Annotated in this window: 16 protein-coding genes and 1 pseudogene; 3 read left to right on the forward strand and 14 right to left on the reverse strand. The window is 68.6% G+C overall.

What is annotated here, in order from left to right:
• Nucleotides 1-284: 284 nt before the first annotated feature.
• Nucleotides 285-368, forward strand: a pseudogene (locus ACRSBM_RS27130) (ATP-binding protein); the annotation flags it as partial.
• Nucleotides 369-419: 51 nt separating this feature from the next.
• Here the strand turns inward: ACRSBM_RS27130 and ACRSBM_RS27135 are convergent.
• Nucleotides 420-845, reverse strand: coding sequence for a hypothetical protein (locus ACRSBM_RS27135; RefSeq protein WP_434453528.1), 426 nt, complete (start codon nt 843-845; stop codon nt 420-422).
• Between the two features lie 994 nt (nt 846-1,839).
• Here ACRSBM_RS27135 and ACRSBM_RS27140 point away from each other — a divergent pair.
• Both ACRSBM_RS27140 and ACRSBM_RS27145 read left to right on the forward strand, forming a co-directional pair.
• A complete protein-coding gene (locus tag ACRSBM_RS27140) occupies nt 1,840-2,760 on the forward strand; it encodes an SDR family NAD(P)-dependent oxidoreductase (RefSeq protein WP_434447332.1) in 921 nt (306 codons plus the stop codon).
• Between the two features lie 1,098 nt (nt 2,761-3,858).
• Complete coding sequence (locus tag ACRSBM_RS27145) at nt 3,859-4,083, forward strand: hypothetical protein (protein WP_434447334.1); 225 nt, start codon at nt 3,859-3,861, stop codon at nt 4,081-4,083.
• On the opposite strand, the gene ACRSBM_RS27150 is transcribed toward ACRSBM_RS27145, so the two are convergent.
• The 13 genes from ACRSBM_RS27150 to ACRSBM_RS27210 form a co-directional block, all read right to left on the reverse strand.
• A complete protein-coding gene (locus ACRSBM_RS27150; protein WP_434447336.1) occupies nt 4,040-5,479 on the reverse strand; it encodes a dihydrolipoyl dehydrogenase family protein in 1,440 nt (479 codons plus the stop codon). The two genes, ACRSBM_RS27145 and ACRSBM_RS27150, sit on opposite strands and share 44 nt — an antisense overlap.
• Nucleotides 5,480-5,481: 2 nt before the next feature.
• Complete coding sequence (locus ACRSBM_RS27155; RefSeq protein WP_434447338.1) at nt 5,482-6,048, reverse strand: hypothetical protein; 567 nt, start codon at nt 6,046-6,048, stop codon at nt 5,482-5,484.
• A 33-nt stretch (nt 6,049-6,081) separates the two neighbouring features.
• Complete coding sequence (locus ACRSBM_RS27160) at nt 6,082-6,606, reverse strand: TetR/AcrR family transcriptional regulator (RefSeq protein WP_434447340.1); 525 nt, start codon at nt 6,604-6,606, stop codon at nt 6,082-6,084.
• 29 nt (nt 6,607-6,635) lie between these two features.
• Nucleotides 6,636-8,078, reverse strand: coding sequence for an aldehyde dehydrogenase (locus ACRSBM_RS27165; RefSeq protein WP_434447342.1), 1,443 nt, complete (start codon nt 8,076-8,078; stop codon nt 6,636-6,638).
• Nucleotides 8,079-8,299: 221 nt separating this feature from the next.
• Nucleotides 8,300-10,618, reverse strand: a complete 2,319-nt coding sequence (locus ACRSBM_RS27170) for a hydantoinase B/oxoprolinase family protein (RefSeq protein WP_434447344.1) — start codon at nt 10,616-10,618, stop codon at nt 8,300-8,302.
• The gene (locus ACRSBM_RS27175; protein WP_434447346.1) at nt 10,615-12,732 is read right to left on the reverse strand and encodes a hydantoinase/oxoprolinase family protein; all 2,118 of its coding nucleotides are present in this window, start codon (nt 12,730-12,732) and stop codon (nt 10,615-10,617) included. The genes ACRSBM_RS27170 and ACRSBM_RS27175 overlap by 4 nt, the downstream gene beginning before the upstream one ends.
• A gap of 19 nt (nt 12,733-12,751) precedes the next feature.
• Nucleotides 12,752-14,392 carry an FAD-dependent monooxygenase gene (locus tag ACRSBM_RS27180; RefSeq protein WP_434447348.1) on the reverse strand — a complete coding sequence of 547 codons (1,641 nt, stop codon included), beginning with the start codon at nt 14,390-14,392 and terminating at the stop codon, nt 12,752-12,754.
• On the reverse strand, nt 14,389-15,177 hold the full coding sequence (locus ACRSBM_RS27185) for an alpha/beta fold hydrolase (RefSeq protein ID WP_434447350.1): 789 nt from the start codon (nt 15,175-15,177) through the stop codon (nt 14,389-14,391). Before ACRSBM_RS27185 ends, ACRSBM_RS27180 begins: the two co-directional genes overlap by 4 nt.
• Before the next feature lie 67 nt (nt 15,178-15,244).
• On the reverse strand, nt 15,245-16,558 hold the full coding sequence (locus ACRSBM_RS27190) for an MFS transporter (RefSeq protein WP_434447352.1): 1,314 nt from the start codon (nt 16,556-16,558) through the stop codon (nt 15,245-15,247).
• Nucleotides 16,559-16,937: 379 nt separating this feature from the next.
• The gene (locus ACRSBM_RS27195) at nt 16,938-17,504 is read right to left on the reverse strand and encodes a hypothetical protein (RefSeq protein WP_434447354.1); all 567 of its coding nucleotides are present in this window, start codon (nt 17,502-17,504) and stop codon (nt 16,938-16,940) included.
• A gap of 596 nt (nt 17,505-18,100) precedes the next feature.
• Entirely contained in the window at nt 18,101-18,865 is a 765-nt protein-coding gene (locus ACRSBM_RS27200; protein ID WP_434447356.1) for a 3-hydroxybutyrate dehydrogenase, read from the reverse strand.
• Entirely contained in the window at nt 18,862-19,728 is an 867-nt protein-coding gene (locus tag ACRSBM_RS27205; protein WP_434447358.1) for a VOC family protein, read from the reverse strand. Before ACRSBM_RS27205 ends, ACRSBM_RS27200 begins: the two co-directional genes overlap by 4 nt.
• A gap of 108 nt (nt 19,729-19,836) precedes the next feature.
• A complete protein-coding gene (locus ACRSBM_RS27210; protein WP_434447360.1) occupies nt 19,837-20,265 on the reverse strand; it encodes an organic hydroperoxide resistance protein in 429 nt (142 codons plus the stop codon).
• Nucleotides 20,266-20,301: the final 36 nt, after the last annotated feature.

Consider the following 20,301-nt stretch of genomic DNA (forward strand, 5'->3'; position numbering starts at 1 on the left):
CGTGCCGGCTGCGCCGTCGATGGTGATGAGTTGACCGGTGGCGATCTCACGCGTGGCCAACCCCGAGCGCATCGCCGCACCCGGCCTTCCCAACGCCCCAGCCGCAGCAGCTGTGCTTGATCGTGAAACCGGCCGCGTATCTTTTGAGGATCACGCATACGCCCCGCCGAGCTCTGGACAGCAGTTCGACACGATCGCCGCGCAGCTGTCCCCGTTGCCCGAGTCCCGCTCTGCCGCGCGCATCGAACCGCCAAAGCTCCGGATCGCGTGAACCTCACAAAAGGAGTCCGTTTGGCCGCTGGGGCGAAATCTTCGGCGACGACGCCGTGGCCGCCGCGATGATCGACCGCCTCGTCCACCACGCCGAGCGGCGGCTGGGCCGAACTTCAAGGTGTCCCTGGCCACCAGCTTGTTGGCGGTCAGGCGGTCAGCCGACCTGCCAGGACAAATGCCGTGATCAGCAGACCCAGCGCGACGGCCAGCCAGAAATCGGTTCTACGTGGCCGCAGGGCCGGTCTGCGCCACGTCAGCCGGGCACCGTAGATCGTCGCGAGGGCGCCGCCGAATCCCATCACTCCCGCGCTCAGCGCCGCGAACACGGACATCGGGCCATACGCCGCGCGCTTGGACACCCAGATGAACACCGCGCCGAGCAGGGCGCCGAGAATCGTGAGGCCTCCCAGCCCCTGCAGTCCTTCGATCAGCGAGTCCTCAGCGTCGTCATCGGACACTTCGGCGTCATGCGCCAGTTCAGTGAGCGTTCCGCGATGCCGGGCCAGCTCTTGGTCGGAGTACGTGCTGAACACGATGACGGCAAGAGGAAGGACACAGGCGGTGATGACCATGCCGGGATCTCCACGACCACCCATGTCTCTCCTTCTTCATACCGTGACCCGACGTTACCGGCAGCCCAGCCGTTGCCCCGGCACATGCCGTAGGCGTACGTACCGATGGTGATCTTGGTCAGCCCGCCGGTCGCGGCGGTCCCACTTGTTCCACGACCTGGGTCGTGCGAGTGAGCTGCCTACCGGTCAACGTCGACGACCGCGATACCAGAGAACTCGTCGACCGCTGGAACGAACAGCCCTTCTCCGTCCCGCTCAAGGTCATCGAGTCGCCCTACCGCGAAGTCACCAAACCGGTCCTCGACTACGTGAAACGAGTACGCACCGACAACCCCCGCGACGTGGTCACCGTCTTCATCCCCCGAGTGCGTCGTCGGCCACTGGTGGGAACACCTGCTCCCCAACCAAAACGCGCTCCGGCTCAAAAGCAGGCTGCTGTTCCAACCAGGCGTCATGGTCACCTGCGTCCCCTGGCAGCTCGCCTCCTCAGCCAAAGTCCAGCACCGACCCGAACTGGCACCCGGAGCAATCCGCCGCGGCCTCCACTCCGAGAACGACAACGGACCCAGCCAGAAATGATCAACCCACTTCCCAGTCATACCGGCGCGTTCCTCTGGTGTGCGCGCAGTGGGGGCGGCTCACTCAATGCAACCGTCAGCGGTGTCCAGGCCTACTCGCGGCCGCACGAGCGGTTCCGACCGGGATATCGTCATCGTCATCGACCGGTACCAGCCTGTGAGCCACCAGAAGCCGAGGCAAAAGGGACCTGGCGGGAAGGTCCAGTCGGCACTGAGGGGCGCTGCGAGCCGCAGTGGAGCAGCGGCGTGCGGTGCGCAGGGAAGCTCCGTCGACAATCATTCGTCTCAGCCTGGGAGTTCATCGTGAGAGCTGCAGTGGGCGTCGCCGGTGGTTCGGTAGTCCTCACCACCGGCGAACATCGTTTGCTGTTCGGTTTCCCCGCCCGGATGACGCCGGTGTTCGCCGCGGACATCGCATGACCGCGCCGCGTCAGCTCGCCGTCGTGATCACCGGAGCCGGTTCCGGCATCGGCTTGCGCGCGGCCCGGCAGTTGGCCGAGCGCGGTCACCGGGTGTTCGCCCTGTGCCGTGATCGGCGACGGGGTGAGGACGCGCTGGCCCGCATCAACGCGACCGCGCGGGAACCGGCGCGGCTGGTGCTCGCGGACATGGCCGAGTTGGATGACCTGGACGCCGTCGCGGCCTCGGTGGCGCAGCACGTCGACCACCTCGACGTGGTGATCCACAACGCGGCGAACTTCGACCAGTCGCTGCGCCGGCCCCACCGGGCCGCGGCCGGCCACGAGCTGATCTGGGCGACCAACCACCTGGGGCCCTTCCGGCTGACGGCCGCACTCAGTGGGCTGCTCCGAGCGGCACCCCGCCCGAAGGTGGTCACCGTGGCGAGCAAGGGCCTGATCACCATGCCCCGCATCAGGATTCGCTTCGACCAGCTGGACGGCGCAGGCTGGTACAGCCCCACCAAGGCCTATTACCACTCGAAGCTGGCACAGATCATGTTCAGCCTCGAACTGGCGGCGAGAACCGCGGGCAGCGTGGACGTCACGTGCGTCCGGGTGCCAGCGGTGCGGGTGGACGCCGACCGGCTGGCCGGCATGCCGTGGTTGTTGCGCATGCTGTACATGCCCAAGAACCGGCTGGCAGCCTCGCCGGAGGACCTGGCGGACACCTACCTGCGGATCGCCGAAGGCGACGCTGATCGGCCGGAAGGCCCAGACCGGCCCGGCGGGGGTGTGCACGACATCTACGTGGACGAACGTGGACGATCCGTCAACGCGCCGGCGTTCGCCTATGACCCGGCGGCCCGCGAACGCCTCTGGTCCATCACCCAGGCCTCCGCGGGGGACCCGTCGTGGGCCTGGTGGGACAACCGGTGACGGCGTCGCGGCGTTGGTCGGGTCCCCGTCCGATTCCAAGGTCGGTGGCCGTCGGCGATCAGTGATGGCTGGCTAGCTGGCTGGCCGATGCGGTCGTTGTGCCAGATCGCGGCGGTCAGGGCGAGGATGCGTCGCAGCAACGCGGACGATGACGTCGACCGGGTTGCGTCCGCCGCGGCGTTTCCTCCCTGACCGCCTGACACCCCAGGCAAGATCGGCGTAGCGATCGTGCCGGACCGGATGCTCATGCCGAAAACAGGCTTGAGCGATTTCGGGACGCCGTCGGCGATCATCCATGTCTTGTGGCTGTGCCGGAAGCCGTGGGAGGTCAGTCCGGGTTGGACCGGTTCGATGCGCACGAGCGGTGCGGTGCGCTTGAGGTTGCCGTCGGCGGCGGGCTCCCCCGCCGCCCCGCCATCCAGCTCACCCAGACCGAACCAGCGCAGCCACCCTCCACATCGAACATCATCAGCCTTCGCAGACGAACGGCGGAAGCCCGCACAGCTCGCCTCAGCGAAGACACTCCTCACCGATCGATTTCATCAGGTACGTCAACGAGTCAAGGCGCTACCGATGGCCGCGTGCAACCGGCAGCCGTCACCCTGCACACCTGGTTCACACCTCTGTGCCTCTTTTTCCACCACAATCATCCGACCGACGCCAGGCCCTGCCCGACCGACGCGTCACCCACAGCCTTGGGCTGGCACGTCGACGACACGAGACCTTCGACCGGATCCTCGCCGTGTGCACACCAGCGGAGTGCCCTTCACCGAAGGCACGCCGGAGGAAGCCGCCTTCCGCCGGTCGATCGGCCCGCCGAACCGGTCGGTGCGCGGGAGTGCCGGGCACGGCCGGGGCACGCATCGTCAAATTTAGTGGTCACGGTTACGGCATGCATCGCGCCGCCCGATGCGCGCCGTGACGCCAGTCCGTGCTGGAGTCACCGGCCACCGAACGAATCCGGGACCTCGTCGTTCCAGCACGCGAATGACGTTGCCGGCGAAGATGTCGAGAGCCAACCCGTGTTCGGTCTCCGAGGCCGGCTCGACCGCTCCATCGAGGTGGCGAAGCGATCGGAGCCACCGGACCGAGGCCCTGGTGAGCCCCAACGGCATCCTGCTGGCCTACGACACGGGTGACGGCGTGCACGCCAACATCGCGGGCCAGCAGGCAATCGCGGACTACATCGCCCTGCGCAAGCTCGGCGAGGCAGGACGTGCTGATACCGGTGTCTCGGCCTCGCCGCAGCCCACGGTGGGACGAGACACCGGACCGACGATCAGCGGCCGTACGCCTCCAGCAGCCGCAGCCACACCTCACTGACAGTGGGGAAAGACGGAACTGCGTGCCACAACCGGTCCAGCGACACCTCGCCGACGATCGCGATGGTCGCGGCGTGCACCATCTCCGCGACGTCCGGGCCTGCCAGAGTGAACCCGACGATCACCTTGCGGTCCTCGTCGACGACCATGCGGGCGTGGCCGCGGTACCCCTCAGCGTGCAGCGCGGAGCCTGCGGTGGCGGCCAGGTCGTAGTCGACGACCCGGATTCGCAGTCCGGCGGCCTCCGCGGCGGCCGCGGTCAGGCCCACCGCCCCGATCTCCGGCTCGGTGAAGACCACCTGCGGCACCGCGCGCTCGTCGGCGGTGGACGCGTGCCGGCCCCACCTGCTGTCGTCGACCGGCTCGCCCTTCGCGCGCGCCGCGATCACGTCGCCGACCGCGCGGGCCTGGTACTTGCCGTGGTGGGTCAGCAGAACGCGGCGGTTGACGTCACCCACCGCGTACAGCCAGCCGTCACCGGTCAGCACGCCGTCCTGCCCCACCACCCGCATCGTGTCGTCGACCGTGAGCCACTGGCCCGGCTTCAGGCCCACGGTGTCGAGGCCGATGTCCTCGGTGTTCGGCGTCCGGCCGATCGCGACGAGCAGTTCGTCCGCTTCGATCACCTCACCGGTGGTGAGGGTGATGTGGACCGTGCCGTCTTCATCGCGACGCACCGAGCCCGCCTCGGCTCCGGCGCGCACCGTCACGCCCGCCTCCTCCAGGGCCTCGGTGACCAGCTCGCCGACGAACGGCTCCTGGAGGTGCAGCACTCCGTCACGAGCCAGCATCTCCACGGACGCACCCAAGCCGGCGAACGCGGTCGCCATCTCCGACGCCACGACGCCGCCACCGATGATGGCGAGCCGACTGGGAACCTCCTTCGCGGCAACGGTTTCGCGGCTCGTCCACGGTGCGGCGGCCCGCAGGCCCTCGATGTCGGGAACCAGCGCGCCGCTGCCCGTCGCGACGACAACCGCGTGCCGTGCCGTCAACGTGACGATGGCGCCGTCCTTCGTCGTCACTGTGACGACCCGCTCGGACGCGATCCGCCCGTGCCCTCGGTAAAGGGGAACCCCCACCGACTCAAGCCAGGAAACCTGTCCGTCATCACTCCAGTTGGAGGCGAAGGCGTCGCGGCGGGCGAGCACGGCCCGCACGTCCAGCTCACCCGTCACCGCCTCTCGCGCACCAGGCAGCCGTCGCACCGCTCGCAGGGCAGCAGCACTGCGCAACAACGCCTTGGTCGGCATGCACGCCCAGTATGAGCATTCACCGCCGACCAGTTCACGCTCTACGATGGCGACACTCAAGCCGCCCTGGACCGCGCGGTCGGCGACGTTCTCGCCGACCGGTCCCGCGCCGATGACAACGACGTCGTAAGTCTCAGCAACCATGTTCAGTGCTCCTTGGGGGCGTGGCGCAAACCGTTGCGCCGAAAGAGAGAAGAAACACCGCCAAGGACCGCATGACCGGCCACATTGGACAGTGAAGGATCGGGTGCGAAGGCACCCACGTTGAAGTACGTTCCGACCGGCACCGAGATGACACCGCTGAGGATCATCGGCCGCTGGCCGCCCAGCGCACGCCGGGCGATGGCCACCGCCACCTGAACAAGTCCGGCGACGACCGCCCAAGCACCCCACACCAGCAGGACGGCGTGCACACCGGAGGAACCGGCAAGGCCCAGGCCCAGTGCGGCGAACAGGCTCATCGCGATGTTCAGGCGCAGCCCGAACGCCGAGTCGGTGGTACGGGAGACTCGAAGGTCCGCGATCTCGGCAGCCACGTCGAACAGCGGATACGCGACAAGCGGAGTGGTGCCGAGTGGCCCGGGCCGCGCACCCGCGACGAACAGCAGGCCCGCCCGGAGGACGGCGAAAGCCGACCGCACCAGGTACAACCGGCGCAGAGCCGAGGCGATTCCGCCAGTCGGCGAGTCGACGGTCATGTCGACGATGGCCATCGCGAGCCCTTCAGAGAGACTGAACGTTCTACCTCATCCCAGAATGGGCGTTGCACGGGAAGCTGTCAAGACAGAACGTTCTATCTGATAGCTTGGACACCATGGAGCACAGCGAGCCCGGGGGCCGGCCGTCCGAAGCGAGGTCCCGTCTCCTCGCCACCCGGGATTGCGGGGATCGGGGTACTCCGCGACGGCGTTGAGGAAGGCGCAGCCGCGGAAGCCGGCGCTCTGGATGCCCTGGGCGATCGACCTGCTGATGGCTCGCACGGTGTCTGCCGCGGGAGAACCGTTCACGGCGGCCTGGTCGATCAGATCCCGCACCGCCTGGCCGGCCTCGGTGAGGTAGGCGAGGACGAGTTCCTCCTTGCCGGGGAAGTGCCGGTACAGGGTCGCCCGGGTCACCTGGGCCTCGGCGACGATCCGATCGATGCCGACCGTGTGGATTCCCTCGGCGTAGAAGAGCTTGGCCGCGGGAAGCCGCTCGACCGGCCTGAGGACTGAGCCGCGGCCCGCCGACGCACCTGGCGGGACACGGCGGCTCGGGGGAAACGCCTCCACCCGAACCGCCGGTCGATCGGTCCCCGTGATCAGCGGTAGATCGATTTCAGCTGTTGGAAGTTGAGCAGCGCCCCCGGCCCGAACTCCCTGCCCGTCCCACTCGCCTTGACCCCGCCGAAGGGTGCCGCCGGGTCGACCGTGTAGTGGTTCAGCCCGATGGTCCCCGTGCGGATCCGCCGCGCGACCGCCATACCCCGCTCCTCGTCGTCGGTCCACACAGATCCACCGAGGCCGTACTCCGAGTCGTTCGCGATCCGGACCGCGTCCTCCACGTCCGAATAGGCGACGATGGACAGCACCGGGCCGAAGACCTCTTCACGGGCGATCACATCGGCGTTGTCGACATCGGCGAACACCGTCGGCGCGACGAGAAAGCCTTTGTCCAGCCCCTCAGGTCGTGCACCGCCCACCACGAGCCTGGCGCCGTCGGCCTTGCCTTTCGCGATGTAGCCCTCGACCCGTGCGCGCTGACGCGCGGTCGCCAGCGGGCCGATCTGTGTCTTGGGATCCAACGGGTCGCCGACGGTCAGACCACTCACCAAAGTGGACACGGCGTCGACGACCTCGTCGTAACGGCGACGAGGAGCCAGCACGCGAGTGCTGGCGAAGCAAGCCTGGCCGTTGGCCAGCATGGTCGCGTGGAAGAACGGCTCTGCGATCGCCGTGCCGAGGTCGGCGTCGTCGAGGATGATGGCGGCCGACTTGCCTCCGAGTTCCAGTGTCACCGGCCTCAGCAACGTGCCGCAGGTGGCGGCGATCTGCCGGCCCGCCGCCGTGGAACCGGTGAACGAGACCTTGTCCACATCGGGATGGGCCACGAGGTACGCGCCGACCTCACGGCCGGCGGGCACCACGTTGACGACACCCGGCGGCAGCCCTGCCTCCTCGACCGCTTCCGCGAAGAGGACGGAGTCGAGCACGGTCTCCGGCGAGGGCTTCAGCACGAACGTGCAGCCGGCAGCGAGGCCGGGCGCGTACTTCGTGGCCGAGAGGAGCTGCGGGGCGTTCCATGGCACGATCGCGGCCACCACCCCGACAGGTTCCCGGCGGAGGTGGGTGAAGCCGCCGAACATGCCCGGGCGAATCTCTTCACCCGAGTCCCGACGGATCAGGTCGGCGTAGTACCGCAGCAAGATCGCCGGAAGGCCGCCTTCGATCTGCTCGGCGAGCGAGATCATCATGCCGTTCTGGGCACTGACCGCACGTGTGATGTCGTCCGCGCGCTTCTCCAGCGCCTCGGCGAGACGATAGAGCGCGTCGGCCCGGCGCGCGGGTTCCCACGTCGCCCAGCCACCAGGATCGTCGAACGCGGCCCGAGCGGCGGCCACTGCGGCGTCCACGTCGTGCTTGCCGCCGTCCGGAACGCTGCCGAGGACCTCCTCGGTGCTCGAACCGATGACGGTGATCCTCCCCGCAGACTGGGGCGCCACCCATTCTCCGCCGATGAACAGCGCGTCGTGGTGCGGATTCACGTGTCTCCTCGAGATGATGGGCGCTTTCCGCCGGCCTGCCCGCGAACCGCGGTAGCCGACGAGGACAACGCAAGAGCCGGCTCGGCTGGCAGCTGCTCCAGTTCACCGACGAACTGGGCGCCGGTGCTCACCGCCAGGCAGGGAAGCGAGCTTCCTGGGGGGCAGGTGACCGGACCGATGAACGAATCCAGTCACCTGCTTTCGCGCTGTGCGGACGAATCTCACTTCCAGGCGCGGTACTCGTCGTCCGGGAGCGGATGGCCGACCGGGACGACCCGTGAGTTGACCGCGGTCAGGCAACCGGGGCACAGCAACTGCCGGAAGACGACCTCGACGTCGACATACTGCGACGGGTCGTGCCAGATGTGCGGTCCCGCTTCGGCCGGTACCGTCTCGCGACGAGCAAGCGCGGAGACGAAAGCGCCACCGTCCAACGGGCCGATCTTCGTGCCGCAGTGGAGGCACACCACCGTTTTGCCGTCCGGCGACTCCAGGACGGCGAGGTTGTCGTCGAGTCTGCGGACGTCGGTCAGATCGGCAGCGCCGACCGGTCCGTGCGGGATGCCGGGCAGGCCCGCTTCAGTCGCCCGCCGATGCCGGAGCGACTCGCGGGCAGCCTCGGTGGCGAACAGGTCCACCACGCCGTCATCCAGCAGGACGACTCCGTACACGTCTCGCGCGGCCTCAGCCGACACGCGCGCCTGCTGTACGTCCTCGGCGACGCTGTCCGCCGGGCGCAGCAGTGGGTCGCCGTACCCGCCGCCCGCCTGCCAGTGCAGGTAGAGAGCATCGCCGGGACCGAGGTCCGACTCGCCCTCGCAGGGCAGCACCTCGACCTGACCGCCGAGTTCGTCGAGGCCGCCGGGGATCGATGCCGCCCGCGCGAGCTGCGGACCGTCGATGCCGCGGACGACCAGGTCGAGCTGGGAGTTGCCGGGATAGCCGCCGGCCAGGCCGACGTTCTGGTTCGCCACCTTGCCGTTGCCGGAGACCACCAGCGACATCCGTCCACTTTGGTCGGGATGCTGCACGTAGCAGACCGAGCCGCTCATCCCGCCGCGTTGCCTGCCGGGACCGCCGGAGTCGATCTGCTCGCGGCGCCACAGGGCGATGAGGGGGTAGAGGTACTCGGTCATCTCGACGTCGGGTGCCCGCGCGGACGGGATGATCAACCGGCCGCCGGTGTCGACGCCGTCGTGGTGCACCTGGGCGCCGTAGCCACCGGCCATGACGTCGAAGATGGGCGAAACGAACCGTTTGCTGCCTCCGCCGCGGACGTCCACTCCGGACACGACGCAGAGGTCGGTGGTGCCGTTGCAGATCGACTGGACGTCGGCGCGGTGCTCGGGTTCGGCGTCGAGCATCCTGGCGAGCACCTCGGCGACCAGGTTGCCCGCTCCCCAGGCCGGGCCGAACGGTCCCTTGCCGACCGCGGCGGGGAAGGACGCGTTGGTGATGGTGTCCTCGTCGGTGATGATCTCGAAGCAGCGCATCAACCCGCCGGCCGCCCACGGGATGTCCCCGGCCAGCAACGGCAGCATGGTGAAGACGATCCCGGCCCGCAGTCCGGGGTAGGGGCAGTTGATGATGCCGGTCTGGCCGGCGGTGCCGCGGAAGTCGAAGACGAGCCGGTCGTCCTGCTTGGTCATCGCGACCTTGATCGCGTGCAGGTCACGGTCACCGGTTCCGGACTGCTCCTGGTAGCCGACCGCGGTCCAGGTGCCGTCCGGCAGGTTCGCGAGCTTGGCCCGCAGCCGGTGTTCGGCGTCGTCCATCATCCGGCGCATCACGAGTTTGACGGTGGCGGCGCCGTACTTGGTGATGAGCCTCAGGATCTGCTCGCCCGCGTTCTTGTTCGCGGCGATCTTGGCCCGCAGGTCGAGCCCCACCAGGTGCGGCAGGCGCGACCGGCGCACCCAGGCGTCGGCGATGTCGCGTTGCAGCACACCGCCGCGCACGACCTTCATCGGCGGCGTGGGGACGGCTTCACCGAAGACGTCCTGCGCCGAGGGGCTGAACGAGCCGGGACGTGGCCCGCCGAGGTCGACCTGGTGGGCGATCGCCGTGGTCCAGCCGAACAGCTGGCCGTCGTGGAAGATCGGCGCCAGGATCGCGGCATCGTTCTGGTGCAGCCCGCCGCCGATCCACGGGTCGTTGCACAGGAACATGTCGCCCTCGGCGATGCCGGGGTTGTCGGCGCGGTTGCGCAACGTCCAGGTGATGGCGAGGTCCATCGACCCGATGAGGCCGATGTTGTAGGTGCCGACCTGGACCTGTTCGCCGAGCTCGTCGCAGATGGAGAAGTTGAAGTCGTTGGACTCGGTGACGACGTGCGAGCCCGACATCCGCCGCAGCGTCTCCCCCATCTCCTGGGTGATCGCCCAGAGCCGGTGCCGGACGACCTCGTAGGTCAGCGCGTCGACCTGGGTCTGGTCGTCGATCTGGTGCAACGCAAGGGAAGGCGAGATCTGCCGCAGCAGTTCCTCGCGCGGCAGGGGGCGGCTGGTGAACTCGTCCGCGCCGGGGATCCTGGATGTCATGAGGGCTGTCCTCCCTGGTAGCGCAGCACGAGGTTGCCGAGGTGGTCGACGCGGCCGGTGACGCCGGCGGGGACCACGACGACGGTGGTCGGCACCTCGACGATCGCCGGTCCTTGCAGCACGTGGCCCGCGCGCAGCCGGGCGTAGTCGTAGACGGGCGTCGTGACGAAGCCGAGCCGCGAGTCGAGGCAGACGGACCGCTCCCCCGCGAGTGCCACCACGGGATCGGCGCTTTCGGCCTGCGCGACTTCCGGCAGCGCGACGGGGAAACCGAGGCCCGCCTTGGCCCGCACGCGGTAGGTGATCGCCTGCACGCCGGCCTCGCGGTAGCCGGCGCCGCTGCCGTTGATCCGCTCGTACTGCTGCTCGAAGCGTTCGAGGATCTCGTCACCGGTGTGCTCGGTGAACTTCGTGTCCGGAACGGCCGTCGCGAGTTCGGTGACCTGCATCGAGTACCGCAGGTCGACCTCGCGGTAGAGCTTCACGTCGTGGAACTTGACCTTCTGCCGGTCGAGCGCGCGCCGCAGGTCGGCTTCGAGCCTGTCGTAGTGCGACTCCAGGACCGCGTGGCCGACGGGGAACGACGACGGGTCGGACAGCTCCGCGCTCAGCGCGACGTCCGAGGCGGCGAGCCCGTAGGCGGAGAAGGCGGACGCGACGGGACCGAGCGGGACGACGACCTCCCGCACGCCGAGGTCCTGGCAGTAGCCCGCGCAGTGGGCCGGTCCGGCGCCACCGAAGGCGTAGGCGACGAAGTCACGGGGGTCGTAGCCCGCCTGCACGACGGCCCGGCGCAGGAGGTCACCCGCCTGGGCGTTCTGCACCTCGTGGATGGCGATGGCGGCTTCCTCGACGGTGAGCCTGAGCGGTTCGGCCACGTGCAAGCGGATCGCCTCGCGGGCCAGGTCCATCCGCAACGGCTTGCGTCCGCCCAGCAGCCCGCGTTCGCTGAGGATGCCGAGCACCAGGTTGGCGTCGGTGTTGGTGGGCCTCGTGCCGCCGTTGCCGTAACAGGCCGGCCCGGGCACGGCCTCGGCGCTCTGCGGGCCGAGGCGCAGGTTCCCGCCCGCGTCCACCGAGGCGAGCGCGCCGCCACCGGAGCCGATGGTGTGCACGCGGATGGTCGCCGCGTTGATCGGGAACTGGTTCACGATGGAACCGGGCGCCATCACGGGTTCGCCGTCGACGATCAGCCCTGCCAGGAACGTCGTGCCACCGACGTCGGTGGTGATGACGTTGCGGTGCCCCAGCTGCTCGGCCAGGCGCGTCCCGCCGATGACGCCACCGGACAGCACGGACCCGATCGTGGTGATGGCGTGCTCGGGCGCGCGGTCGGCGGTGATCGTGCCGCCCTCGCTCTGCATCACCAGCAACGGTCCCCTGAGCCCGCCCTCCTCCAACTGCTGCCGCAGCGGCACGAGGTAGGTGCGCAGCTTCGGCCCCACCTGGGCGTTCATGATCGTGGTGGAGGTGCGCGAGAACTCGCGGATGCGCGGGCTCACCTCCGACGACAGCGTCACGTACAGCTCCGGCGCGATCTCGTGGATCAGCTCGCGGACGCGCTGCTCGTGGGCCGGGTTCTTGAACGACCACAACAGACACACGGCGATCGCCTCCACCCCCTGGTCCACCAGGGACTGAGCGGTGCGGCGGACCTCGTCCTCGTCCAGTGGGACGAGGACCTTGCCGCTGTAGTCGATCCGCTCGGTCACCTCGAGCGCCCGGTACTTCGGGATCAGCGGCGCCGGCTTGCGCTGCCGCAGCGTGTCCTGGATCTCGTGGGCCGACCGGCCGAGGGTGCGGCCCTCGGCGTTCATGATGTAGATCGCGTCCCGGTGGCCCTTGGTGGCGATGAGCCCGACGTCGGCCACCTCGCCCTGGACGAGGGCGTTGATCGACGCGGTCGTGCCGTGGGCGATGTAGTCGGTCCGCGAGAGCAGTTCGCCGACGCCGATGCCGAGCTCGGCGGCGAGGTCCTCGATCGCTTTCATGACACCGGCTTCGCGGTTCGGCGGCGTCGTCGGCGTCTTGGCCGAGACGATCCGCCCGGCTCCGTCGGACGCGACGGCGTCGGTGAACGTGCCGCCCACGTCGATGCCCAGTGCGTAAGGCATGTGCGTTCTCCAGGTGGTTCTACCGCCGGAGGGCGGTGACGTGGCCGGTGGCTGTGTGCAGGAGCTCTGCGGGGAAGGCGTCCGCCCCGCCCATCCAGGCGATGTGCTGGTCCGGGCGTACGAGCAGGAGCGGGGCGGGGTATCGATCGGCGTGGTCGTTCACCACTTCGTCAGGCAGATCGACCACGACCAGAGGCACCCCGGTCTCCCTCGCCGCCCACTCCCACGGCCGGGTGTCGACGCTCCGGCCGGTCCGCAGCAACGTGAAGCCGGACCCGAGGAGGTCGAGCACCGACCGGCCGTCGTCGAGCCAGCTGTGCGGCAGCCGGAATCCCGGCTGCGCGCGGTTCTGGTAGCCGCCCATGGTGATGGCGTCGTGCTCCTCGCCGCCGACCACCAGAGGCGAGCGCGCGTAGTGATAACCGAAGCTGAAACCATCAGGCGAGTACCGGGCCGGCTCGGTGACAGCGAGTCGCTGGGCGAACTCCGCGCGCGCACGCACACCTTCCGCACCGGGCAGGTGGATGTCCGGCGAGAACTCGGCCAGGGATTTGCGCGCGGCCGACCCCACCGCCGTGGCGAACTGCTCTCCCACTGGTTTGCGCTCCAGTTCGTAGGCGTCCAACAGTTCCGGTGGCGCCCACCCGAGGCGGACAGCGGCGAGCATCCAGCCCAGCGTCGCCGCGTCCTGAATGCCCGCGTTCATGCCGAACCCGCCGACGGGAATCCAGATGTGGGCGGCGTCCCCGGCGAGGAACACCCGCCCCTCCTGGTAGCGCTGGGCGACCAGCTGACGTCCTGTCCAGCGGACGACGCCGATCACCTCGTGCTCGACGTCGGCTCCCACCGCTTCCCGGAGGAGCTGTTCGGGGTCTTCGGAGTCGGTGTCATGGTCCGGGGAGAACGCGACGTGGTTCAACCACAACGAATCACCGTCGATGGCGATGGTCGAGGCGGGTCTCCTGCCGTGCGTCCAGTAGGTCCACGCCCGGTCACGCGCGGCGATCCTGCCCAGCTCGGGCGACCGGACGAAGGTCGACACGAACTTCTGGATCGCCTCGATGCCCTCATACCGGATGCCCAGCTGACGGCGAACCGCGCTGTGGGCACCGTCGCAACCCACGACGTACGCGCAGCGCAGGACCCGGCGGGCGTCCCCGGACTCGACGACGGCCTCGACGTGGGTTCCGTGCTGCCGGAGCTCGACCAGCGAAGTGCCGCGCTCCAGGGTGACGCCGGGCAGAGTGCGCACGTGCTGCTCGAGGAGAGGTTCCAGGAACAGCTGCGAGATCCGGTGCTGAGGCTCCGGAGTGGGCCACTCCTGCTTGCCCGCACCGGACAGCACTTCGTGCGACGACGCCAGGTCGAGGCGGAAGATCTCCTCACCGAGGAGAGTCGTGCGGTACTGGATCGATGTCGGGTAGTACGACGGCAGCCCGGCCCTCCGGATCTCGTCGGCGAGCCCGAGCCGGCGGAAGATCTCCATCGACCGCGCGGAGGTCGTGTTGCACCGGGGGTTCTCGGCCCGGTGCTCGGACGCCTCCACGACGTGACACGGCACGCCACGCTGGGCGAGGTCGATCGCGAGGGTCAAGCCGGTGGGGCCGGCGCCCACGATCAGGACACCGACCTCCTCCTCACTGCTGATGTGTTCCATCATGCGCTGATGAACTCCCCTACAAGCGTGCAGAACTCCTCAGGCCTGTCGACGTGGATCCAGTGACCGGCACCAGCCACCACCTCGAGACGACCGTGAGGCAGTGCTTCGACGAGCCGCTCGGACACCTCGACCGGAGAGACCCGATCGCACTCCCCGTGCAGCGCGAGGACCGGAGTGGTGATGACCGTCGGATCCACCGGCGGAAGCCCGTCGACGACGGTGGCGAACATCGACCGGAAGACCGCTTCGGCACCGGGAAGCAGCGCTTGACGCAGCCGCACGACCGCGAGTTCGTCGAGCAGTTCGCGGTGATCGGCCTCGTCTGCGACCAGCCTGGCCAGGGTGGCACGCATGGAGTCCTTCGTCGACTCGCCGTAGAAGGGGACCGTGACGGGTAACGGTCCGGTCCCCGCTCCACCCATGACGACGGCGCGACCGATCCGTTCAGGTGCGGCGGACAGGAGCGCCAACGCGGCGGCGCCACCCGCAGCGGAGTTGCCGACGAGGTTCACCCGCACCAAATCGTTGCGGTCGAGCAGGTCGAGGACCTGCCGTGCGCGGGCCTCCGCCCACGCACGCGGTCCGTTGAGACCCTCCGTCCCCGCGGCGAGGACCTGGGTGCCGAAGCCGAGCAGATCCGGGGCTATGCAGTCGAACTCGGTACGGAGCCGGGAGATCGTCGCAGCCCAGTTGCTCACGGCGTCGACACCCGGCCCACCACCGTGGAGGAGGACGAGCGGGAGCCCGGCACCCGTCTCGGCGACACCGTCTGATGTGGCGGACACCTTGAAGCCTCCTCAACTGTGAAATAGCACCATCACCCGTGACGCCGCGAAACGCACGTCGGAACGGTCACACCTCCGCCACCGCCGGTGCCCCGACGGACGCGCTCCCCGTGCCGCGGACCGGACGCCCGAACCGGGTGAGGAGCAACGTCGCGGCGGCCCCGACCAACGCGGGGATCGTGAACACCTGGTACATCGCGCTCGGCTGCCAGCCCGCCTGCACCAGGTAGCCGGCGAACAGCGGCGCCAGCACGGCACCGAGCCTGCTCACCGCGACCGCCATGCCCAGCGCCGTCGCCCGGGCCTCAGCCGGGTAGATCGTCGGCACGATCACGTTGATGCCGGAGATCGTCCCGTTGAGGAAGAGCCCGAGGAGCACGGCGACGACCAGCGCGATCGCCAGCGTTCCCAGCGACAACGAGAAGAGCACGAGTAGCACGGCGGCCAAGCCGAAGTACGCCGCGGTCAGCCGCCGCGCCTCCACTTTGGACACGAGCAGGCCGAGCAAAGCCGCACCGGTGATACCGCCGAGGCTGAACAGGATGCCGCCGCTGATTCCCTGCTGGTTGGACATGCCCGCCTTCAGCAACAGACTCGGTGTCCAGGAGCTCGCGAAGTAGAACGCCGTCTGCGCCGAGGTGAACGCGAGCCAGACCAGTACGGTGCGAACGGCGTTGCCGCCGCGGAACAACGACTCCATCGCGACCTTGCGCGAGGTCGTCGCGTGCGCGGGCAGCTCGTCGACCGGGGTGCGCCCCATGGAGACGAGGATCTTGTTGAACCTCGGCAGAGCGTTGCGGGGACGACGCGCGACCAGGTAGTCGATCGACTCCGGCAGGAACCGCAGTCCGACCAGGAACAGGATCGACGTCGCGATGCCGCCGAAGACGAACACGGAACGCCAGCCCAGCGAGCCGACCAGCGCGCTCGTGGAGAGCCCCGCTGTCACCGCGCCGATGCCGTAGCCGGTGGTGATCAGCGCGACGGCCAGGCCCTTGCGCCGGTTGTTCGCGTACTCCGAGGTGAGCACCGGCAGGCTCGCCGCCATCGTGCCCACCGCCACGCCGGTGACCACTCTGGCGATGAGGAGCTGCGAGAGGTTCTCGGTGAAGGATGCGGCGAACATGCCGAGTGCGGCCAGCGCCAGGCTGCCGAGCGTGATGCGGCGGCGTCCGATGCGGTCGGCGAAGGGCGCCAGGAAGAGCGCGCCGATAGCCATGCCGGCCAGACCACCGCTGAGCAGCACGCCGACCGACGACGGGGACAGTCCCCACTCCTTGGTGATCGCCGGTCCGACGAAGGAGGTGACGAGGAGGTCGAAGCCGTCGACCACGTTCATCACCAGGCACAGGGCGACCGCCTGGACCTGGGCACGGCTCATGGGTGAGCTTCTGATCTGTTCGAGAACGTTCACGGGAACCTCGCTTCGTTGCGACGGTTGTTCAGGCCCCCCGAAAGGACCGCGGACGGCTCTGCGGTGGTGCCGGATCCGCGGACACTCACGTCAATGTATGTAACGTTCACTCTACAAGGCAAACCGGACGCCGCCAATCGTTGAAAATGCAACTTTCGCTGCACCGCCTCGGCAGGCAGACGTCATCCGAGCAAAGTACAGCGAGGAGAGATGTCACGCTGGCCTGAAAACCCTTGCCGCGCCTGGCATTGGCAGAACGGAGCGACGGACGCGGCCACGCCGGGCGGTGGTCCGGTCCGGATCCCACCGCCCGCACGTCACCGCGTCGCGTTCCGGGTGAAACGGTTCAGGCAGCACCGGCGGCCGCGAGGGACTTCTTCGCAGCCGACCCGAGACGAATCGCCGAGACCAGGAAGAAGATGCCACCCAGCGCCGCGTAGCCCGCAACCGTGGTGAGAGCGGCGTTCGGCTGCGACGCCATCAGGACGAAGGACGAGCCGGCGCCCACGGAGAGGCCACCGCTGAGGATCATGGGCCACTGGCCGCCCATCTTGCGCCGGCCGACGCCGACGACGAGCTGGACGATGCCCGACACGATCGCCCACGCACCCCACACCACGAGAATGCCGGGGATGCCGGCCGTCGCGGTCGAGACGGCGATACCCACCGCCGCGGCGAGGCTGACGACCATGTTCACGTACAGGCCCAGCACGTTCTGGGACTGCTTGGACGCACGCGCGTCGACGACGGCGGCGGCCACGTCGAACAGCGGGTAGAGCACGACCAGCACGATGACGATCGGTCCGAGCTCGGCCCCGGTCACGCCCACCAGGACGGCCCAGACGAGCGCGAACGCGGCACGGACGAAGTACAACCGCCGCAAGGACGACGCGGCAGGACTGGTGGCAGTCACAAGATTTCCTTCGGTTCGATGTGAACGGCCTGGCTCATCGCGTCACCGCGCGGCACGGCCGGGTTCTGACCTCGGATCGAGAACACCGGGGCCGTATATAGAACGCTCAATACACAGCTACGATAGCGGCCGTCATTCACGCCGTCAAGACCGAACGTTCTATCTCAGTCGGGAAGGTGACGTCCGGAGGCGGAGCGTGAACCACGTCGCACACTGAAGCCATCTGCCGTCAGATCCTCGATCCCGGCACCTGCCAGGCGCAGCACCGCGTTCCAGCCACCAGAACGACCGCGTTCACCTCACACGAAGGAGAGGCGCGGAACCTGCGCTGTGTAGCGCTCGTTACCTACACGTCGCTCGGAGAAGCCCCGGCCCGATCACGCCCGCGATCATCCGCGGTCTGTCGCCGCGGCTCGCAAAGCGTTGCGCACGCATCTCCCCGCCCAGCAGGCGCACATCTCGGGCGAGAGCTACACGCGCACGGCGGGGCCTCTTCTCAGCGACGCCCTTGCCCACAGCCGGCAATTCCGGCCAAAAGAGTGCGAGCCGCCGCTGGGGAGACGGCGGCCCGCGGCCGAGGGTCCGTCAGGACCCGGTCAGGAAGCGCTCCACCCGCCGTCGAGAACCATCTCGGTCCCGGTCACGGATGTGGCGCCAGGCGAGCACAGGTACGCCACAGCACCGGCGACCTCGCTGGGCTCGATCAGGCGCTTCACCGCAGACCTCGTCAACAACACCTTCGACAGCACTTCGTCGGTGCTCAGCTCGTGCACCTTCGCCTGGTCGGCCAACTGGTTCTCCACCAACGGTGTCCGCACGTATCCAGGGCACACACAGTTGCTGGTCACTCCCCTGCCGGCGCCCTCCAGCGCGATGACCTTCGACAGACCCATGAGGCCGTGCTTGGCACTGACGTAGGCGGACTTGTAAGCACTGGCCCTTAGGCCGTGGACGCTGGAGATGTTCACGATCCGCCCCCAGCCGCGGTCGTACATGCCCGGCAGAACAGCACGGCTCAGCAAAAAGGGCGCCTCCAGCATCAGCCGGAGCATGAAGGCGAACCGCCCGGGGTCGAACTGGTCGATGGGCGCGACGTGCTGGATGCCCGCGTTGTTGACGAGGATGTCCGCGTCGAACTGCCTTTCGGCCAGCTCGGCGGTGTTGCTCAGATCCAGTGTCAGGGCTTCGCCGCCGATCCGTTCCGCGGTCAGCGACGCCCTTTCCCCATCGATGTCGCACACCACGACGTGAGCGCCGAGTGCCGCGAGCCGGGTCGCCACGGCGTCACCGATCCCGCTCGCCGCACCGGTGACGATGGCACGGCGGCCGGCGAGACCGGTCCCTGCGACGTCGTCCGTCATGACTTCGTGGTGGCGAAGGGGTTGGTGTCGGCGTGCTGGTGTCCCCAGACGCTGGCGCGGCCGAAGTCGTGGGGGATCCAGTCGTCGCCGACCTCGATGCCGCCGCAGCCGATCTCGAGGTGGAACCCGCTGGGGTTCTTGACGTAGAAGGAGATGGCTTTGTCGTTCGTGTGCCGGCCGAGGCTGATCGAGATCGGGACCTCGTTGGCTTTGGCGCGGTCGTGGGCGCGGCCGACGTCGTCGATGGAGTCGTGCTCGAACTCGAGGTGATGGATCGACGGCTCCTCCGCTGCCGCCAGCGCGATGCTGTGGTGGGTCGTGTTGCAGCGGAAGAAGTACAAGCCCGGGGCGCGGTAGTCGGTCAGCTGGAACTCGAGCACTGTCTCGTAGAGCTCGCGAAGCTCGTCCAGCTTCGGGCCGGCCAGCACGAAGTGTCCCAGGCCGGTGACTCCGGGTCTGCCGTCATGGCGGTCCGGCGCGACGCGGACTTTGCTCTCGCCGACGGCCAGCTCGACCCGGAAGCCGACGGGGTCGGTGAACCAGCGCAGCTGTGACGCGCCACGCAGCTCCCGCTCCTCCTCGGTGCCGTCCGAGACGGTGAAGCCGGCGTCGGCGAGCCGCCCGGTGAGCCTGTCGAGCTCCCTCGGCGAGTCGACGATCCACCCGATCTCCCTCGGAGAGTCCACCGTGGACGGATAGAGCGCGACGCGGTACTTGAACTCGTCCATCTCGACCAGCGCGATCTCATCGGCACCGAACTTCGCATGGGTGACGCCGACTCCCAACGTTCGCCTCAACAAGTCGGTCCACGCACCGATGTCGGTGACGTTGAGGCCCACATAACCCAGCTTCCTGACACCCACGGTCGGCCACCTCCATCGCCTTGTATGTAACGCTCATTATAGGGCTGCGGGTGGAGGTTTCAATCCCTTTGGCCAGGCCGAGGACTCACGCCGGCCTGGCCGCAGGAGTCACGCGACGGTCGCGTCGATGGTCACCGGAACATTGCCGCGCGTCGCGTTCGAGTACGGACACATCGCGTGGGCGGCCTCGGCGAGCTCGTCGGCGACCGCCTGATCCACGCCCGACAGCTCGACGTGCAGTGCGGCACTCAGAGCGAAACCTCCCTCGGGCGTCGGCAGCACCCGCACCTCCGCGACGACCGCGGAGTCGGTGACCGAGACCTTGCGCTGCGCCGCCACCGCTTTGACCGCCGAGTGGAAACACGACGCCCAGCCCGCCGCGAACAACTGCTCCGGGTTGGTCGCGCCGCCGGGGCCACCCATCTCCTTCGGGATCGCCAGGCCGACGTCGAGAAGGCCGTCGTCGGTCCTCGCCCGGCCTCCGGCCCTGCCGTCTCCAGTAGAGGTGGCGATGCCGGTGTACAGAGGTGCAGTCATGACGGCTTCCTTCCCGATCACATCAGGGTGCGATAC

The sequence above is a fragment of the Lentzea xerophila genome (genome assembly GCF_051094245.1).
Classification (GTDB): domain Bacteria; phylum Actinomycetota; class Actinomycetes; order Mycobacteriales; family Pseudonocardiaceae; genus Lentzea; species Lentzea xerophila.